General features: G+C 67.8%; 4 protein-coding genes. 2 read left to right on the top strand and 2 right to left on the bottom strand.

Going from position 1 to position 5,804, the window contains the following annotated elements; all coding sequences use genetic code 11:
• Nucleotides 1-156: 156 nt before the first annotated feature.
• Both AB8Z36_RS27495 and AB8Z36_RS27490 read right to left on the bottom strand, forming a co-directional pair.
• A complete protein-coding gene (locus AB8Z36_RS27495; RefSeq protein ID WP_369216072.1) occupies nt 157-570 on the bottom strand; it encodes a hypothetical protein in 414 nt (137 codons plus the stop codon).
• A 584-nt stretch (nt 571-1,154) separates the two neighbouring features.
• Complete coding sequence (locus tag AB8Z36_RS27490; RefSeq protein WP_369216071.1) at nt 1,155-2,729, bottom strand: trypsin-like serine protease; 1,575 nt, start codon at nt 2,727-2,729, stop codon at nt 1,155-1,157.
• 1,887 nt (nt 2,730-4,616) lie between these two features.
• Here AB8Z36_RS27490 and AB8Z36_RS27485 point away from each other — a divergent pair.
• A complete protein-coding gene (locus AB8Z36_RS27485) occupies nt 4,617-4,955 on the top strand; it encodes a MerR family transcriptional regulator (RefSeq protein WP_369216070.1) in 339 nt (112 codons plus the stop codon).
• 305 nt (nt 4,956-5,260) lie between these two features.
• Nucleotides 5,261-5,804, top strand: a 544-nt coding sequence (locus AB8Z36_RS27480; RefSeq protein ID WP_369216069.1) for a helix-turn-helix domain-containing protein, incomplete at its 3' end; no start/stop codon positions are given.

The following is a 5,804-nucleotide window of genomic DNA, read 5'->3' as shown; positions in this document are numbered from 1 at the left end:
GTGCAGGACCGTGCCAGGGGACGGTGCGCCCCGTAACGCACGCAGGGCGCCGCCGACCTGCCTCTCCGGCCGGTCGGCGCCGCCCTTGCGGGCCCTGCCCGGGCTCACCACCGGCAGACCGCGGTACGGATGGCGGGTCCGGGCAGGCTTGAGGATTCAGGAGGCTTTGAGCCACCAGGATTCAATGTTGTTGTCCCTGTTGGCGAGCGCAGGGATGCCACCGATCGGCTTGGGAGTGGCCCTGTTGTCCCAGGTGGTGCTTTCACCCCCGTACCTTGCGCCCTCGTATCCTGTTACCGAGGTGCATGTTCCGTAGCTCCTGAACGATGACGCCTTGTAGGCGAAATCTCCCAGGTCCGGGATTCCGTAGCCGGAGGCGTCGCACCCGCCGTCACGTCCGTAGAACTCATCGTGGTCGCCCCCGTAGTGTTCAAGGTCCCAGTGCTTGAGGAGGAGCGCGCGCGCCCGGGGCATCTTCGCGCGAAGGCCGGTTGCGCTCTCCCCCGCCTTGGTGCAGCGATGCTCCACCACTCGTGATGCACGCTCTTTGGACTTGAGCTTGTCGAGCACGGTGATGCAGTGCCGGGGGGCGACCGGTGCCGCCCCCACTGCATCTACCTGCGTTGCTGGTACGAGTACGGCACACAGAGCCGCAGCCACCGTGTAAGCAGCACGCACAGTGATCTCCCTTTCGTTCTTCCCGCGAGGCAGCACCGCCGAAGACGACAGCCAGGCTGCCGTTCCGCGCGATGGGCAACTGCTTGCAGCTTCGGCGACACGGTGTCCCCTTCGCACGGGGCGCCGGTCCTCTGGCTGTCCCGTCGTCCGAGGGGGACCGTGAGGGACACGGGGACACGCGCTTGCCGGGCGCGCTGGACGGCATCCTGCCCTGCACGTGCGACGGGTGATTCGTGGCGTGGTGCAGAACCGCCAGACCTAGCTGCCGCGGTGGTCGGGGGTGCGCATGGCGGGCATGTCGGTGAGCGGGGCGATGTAGAAGCCTCCGGATGCTTGCCCTGGGCGAGGACGACATGAGAGGCGGTCCGATCGCGGCGGTGACGTCCGCGGTACGCGGCCATCGCCATCAGCGGCGGAAACACCGCGTTGGCCCGTACCCCGCAGCAGGGGCCCGGCGGCGGGCGGGCGGCGGTGTCTCAGCGGTGGGCCCGGTGATCGGCGGCATCGGTCAGGGTGCACTTGGGCAGGGTGAGGTCCAGCTTCGTTCCTCGGGCCAGGCAGTCTGTGATGGCGTGCGTCTGCTGGCCGTAGCCACGGCCGTCCTTCGAGCTCACGGCTCCGTCACGGCGCACCTCGCACGGCTTGTTGTCGGCGCACGGCTCGGCGTCGGCGTTGGGGTCGTTGTGGGTGTTGTGGATTCCCACCACGGTACGGCCGTCGGGGGCCAGGAGTGCCGAACCGGACATGCCGTGCCCGGGGTCGCAGTCCTTTGCCGTGCGGTAGCGGATCGCGTTGTCCTGCTGGTAACCGCCTTCCCGCAGGTGCGGGACCACGGCCTCGGCGGTGCATTTCCGGCGTCCTGCGGCATCGGCCAGGGCCAGCGGGTCGCCGGTGCGTACGGCGGTGGAGGCGAGCCGGAAGACCTTCGCGCCCTTCGCTTCCAGCTGCCCGTAACTGGTGTTGAGGCGGTAGAGCGCGATGTCGGTGCCGGACATCGTCGCGTACAGCAGACGGTTCGCCCGTGCGGTGGCTTTGGGGTATCCCTGGTGGTCGGCGATGGGCGCCTCCCGGTCGGCGGGCTTGTCCACCAGTGCGGTACCGGGCTTGGGCCGCTCTCCCTCCACGCAGTGACCGTTGGTCAGCAGCAGCGCCGGGTCCTGCGGCCGGGAGGTGGGTGTGCGGATCACCGAGCCCACACAGCCATGCAGGTCCACGGCACCCTCGACGTCCGGTATCGCGCTGTCGGGGGGTACGTGGGCGCCGGAGATGACACTGTTGATCCAGTCGGCGTGCTGGGTGACATCGGTGTATGACGTCGGCGCGTCGATGTCACCTCTGCTGACCACACCCGCCAACGCCCACTGCCCGTTCTCGCGGGTCAGTGCGGGCCCTCCGGAGTCCATGTTGGCCGCGGTGGGACGGCCGTTGCGGCCGCCGACGCACAGTTCCTTGCCACCGGTCGTGGTGGCCGAACACGTCGAGGGCGGCTGCACCTTGGTGTCGGCCTCCCGCAGTCGCTCCGGGTAGCACTTGGCATCGGTGTCGTCGTAACAGGTCATGCCCCAGCCCATGATGCGGACGGGAGCACCGACGCGCGGGCTCTTGGAGGCGATGCGTACCGGCTTCGCCCGTACCGGGGTGCGCAGATGCATCAGCGCGATGTCCTTGCCCCAGAGCTTCTCCTTCCAGGTCGAGAGCCGGTAGTAGTGGTCGACCTCGGCGACCTCGCCTCCGGAGGTGGTCTTCAGCGACCCGATCCGGACCTTCCAGTTCTTGGGAACGCCTGTCTTGGCTTCGGTGGGGTTCTTGGCCGCGCAGTGGCTGGCGGTCAGAACCCACTGCGGGGCGAGCACCTCCACGCCGCAACCGTGCCCGTCCGGGCGTGGTGCCTTGGGAAAGGCCGGCTGGAACGATCCCAAGAACGCATACGCCCGGTGTGACTGCGTGCCGCCGACGATGGCCTGGGCCGGTGAGGCGGCCATCAGCGTCGCGGTCATCGCAGTCGATGTCGCCAGGGCAGCGGCTACGGCCGGGCCGGTCGGTTTGCGCATGAGGACTTCCTCTCATCCGTCGCCGGACAGCGCTCCGGCGCACTCACGCGGAGGGCGGCACAGGGCCGCCCTTCTGTGTCTGTGATGCTCGGTCCCGCGCGCATCGGGCCGGCCGCGTGCAGGTAGCACTTGGGTCGCCGCAGCCGCTCAGGTGTGTATCAGCACCTGGTGGTGACGAAGGTCCTCGATTTCTGATCTGCCCGGAGTTTCGTCATTCTCGTGGCCGGGTGCCGAACCGATCTGGAACGCTCTCACACACGCGTGCACAAGGGATTGGGGATTATGGTTGTGGGACCTGGACGAGACCGTCCATCCGGCATCGACTTCGCATTGCATGTCGCAGCAAGAATGATGGAGGCGCTCGACCAGTACGGACTGCTTGCGCCGAGCAGCTCTGTTCACCGTGACATTTGGAGCCGGTTCGACTTCTCCGGCCGTCCACATCCGGAGGTGCAGAGCAGGAGTGCCTCTCGGCTTGCCGACGGTCTTCGGACACGCCGTCGGCTTCGTTATCAGCACGCCGGACGCTGATGCCCCATGCGCTTGGACGCTTGCTCAGTGTCTTTGGTGTGCCACCACTCAAACAGATGAGTACGGGCGAGCATGGCGAGATACTCGACCGTGCGGTGGCCACCGGGTCCCCCTTCTCCACAAGCAACCGGTGCGCTGCGGGCAGCCTACGTCCGCCACCCGCGAACCGGCGTCACACGATGGATCGGTAGAGCAGGTGCAGGCTGTTGCTGTCGGCGCTGAGGGCAGGTCCGGAGAGGGTGGTCGTGCCGGGGTTGGTGACCGCGGTGAAGGCGCTCCAGTCGGTGTCGTTGGTGCTGCTGCTGACGTAGATCCGGTCGTCGGTGCCACGGACGGCGCAGTACAGGGTGCTTCCACGGGCGGTCAGGGTGGGCGAGCCCTGGGCGGTCCCCGGCAGGGGGCCATACCTCGAAGGGCGTGCGCCAGGTGACGTACACCCTCCCGTCGAGGCCGGTGTAGGCCACGTACAGCTTGTTGCGGACGGCGGCCATGGAGGGCGAGTAGAGCGAGCCGGGCAGTCGATCGACGGAGGCTGAGCAGCTGTGTCCGCCGAGACCCCGGGCGAGAACGACAGCTCGCCCTGTCGTGCTTCGACTCTCCGCTGGACGGTCTCCAACGGCTCAGGCGTCTCGCGCGGCAGCGCCCCGTCGGCGACCCCACCGCGGTACCACTATCTGTGCGACAGGTGCCCGCACGGTGCTCGCGCCCGGCCGGTGGTCCGCCAGCCCCGTGTCACCACTGTTCGAGTTCGATTACCTCATCTTCGAACACGCGAAAATCTATGGTGGCTGGAGTAGACATTGGGTGGTGATCCGGTTATGGTTTCTCTCGTACCCAGGAAGTCAGCGGAGCCTGGCAGAGACGAACTGCCGGGCAGCAGTACCCGAAGTTGCAGTTGGCAGGACGGTGCGGTGGCGGAGTTTCGAAGCCAGGGTTGTTGCAGGGCGGCGACGGGACTGGCGACCGGACCGGGTGGCCCGCGGTGATCAGGGGCCGCCGTGCGTAGTACCGCAGTTAGCGCAGTACCCGGCAGTGAAGTCAGTACGCAGTACCAGCAGTACGCAGCACCAGCAGTACGCAGTTGCTCATCGAGGAGAGAACGGAGGAGCCAGGCGCCATCAGGATCGCCCGGGCGGACGTCTTGAGCCCGGGTACCGCAGGACATCGATAGTGAGGTGGTCTCCGGTCAAGCAACCGCGATCCCCGCAAACCCGGCAGCATTCCCGTCGGGGCAGCGGAAACAGAACGCCGGCGCAGTGTCACGGTCGGCAGATGGTGTAGCAGTTCCTTCGGGGCCTTGGTGTCATGCGACACCAAGGCCCCTCAACCGTGTTCCACAGAGAACAGAGAGGTGCAATGACAGCAGACGACACCATCGGCCGTCTCAATGACGACGACTACCCCGCATACACCATGGGCCGCGCAGCCGAGATGCTCGGCACCACGCAGGGCTTCCTCCGCGCCATCGGCGAGGCCCGCCTGATCACCCCGCTGCGCTCCGCGGGCGGACACCGCCGCTACTCCCGCTACCAACTGCGCATCGCCGCCCGGGCCCGGGAGCTCGTCGACCACGGGACTCCGATCGAGGCCGCCTGCCGCATAGTCATCCTCGAGGACCAGCTCGAAGAAGCCCGGCGCATCAACGCCGAATACCGCCGCGCCGCCGAGTCGTCCACTCCCCCAGCCTCGGCCTGAGACCGCGAAGACCTCCACCCACCCAAACGGCTGGACTGCGCGGCACCTGCCCGCGCCTGCCGCCCGGGACCCCTTGGCGTCCCGGGCGACGTCATCTCCACCATGACTCAGGCCCACCTCCCGCTGAGCCCGACTGTTACGCCGGAGCGGGGACGGCCTGTGGCTGCCGGGAGCGCGGGCGGTGGTGAAGCCGGACCTGTGATGGGTTGTGCCTGTGGGCGGCGGGCGAAGCACTGCCGAGGATGGGTGTAGCGCACCCACCCTCCAGACGTGTCAAAGCCGTTGCGGATGCCTAGGGTTGAGGCATGGACAGACAGCGTCAGAGCGGCGGCCGTCTTGGAGAGTTCCTGCGCGCCCGGCGGAGCGTGATCACACCCGAGCAGGTGGGACTGCGTTGTGAGGGCATCCGCCGCACGCCCGGATTGCGCCGCGGAGAGGTTGCGATGCTGGCCGGGGTGAGCACTGACTACTACGTTCGGCTGGAGCAGGGGCGCGAGCGCAATCCCTCGGAACAGGTACTCGACGCACTGGGCCGCGTCCTGCAATTGGACGCCGACGCTCTGAGGCACCTGCACGGGCTGGTGCGTCGGCCCTCTCGCGCACCGCGTCCGGGGCCCGCCCGCGCCGAGCGGGTCGAAAGCGGCGTGCTTCGCATGCTGAACGCCTGGCCGCACACCCCGGCACTCGTACTGAGCCGCCGGTTGGACGTCTTGGCCGGCAATGACTTGGGAGTCGCGCTCTTCTCGGTGATGAAGCCGGAGACCAATCTCCTTCGCTTCACGTTCTTCGATCCCGCTGCCCGTGACTTCTACCGTGCATGGGATGAGGTGGCCAGGAATGGGGTGGCGG

Source organism: Streptomyces flavofungini (assembly GCF_041028215.1).
Lineage (GTDB): Bacteria > Actinomycetota > Actinomycetes > Streptomycetales > Streptomycetaceae > Streptomyces > Streptomyces flavofungini_B.
The sequence above is the reverse complement of the archived record's forward strand: the minus strand, read 5'-3'. Positions and strand labels throughout refer to the sequence as shown.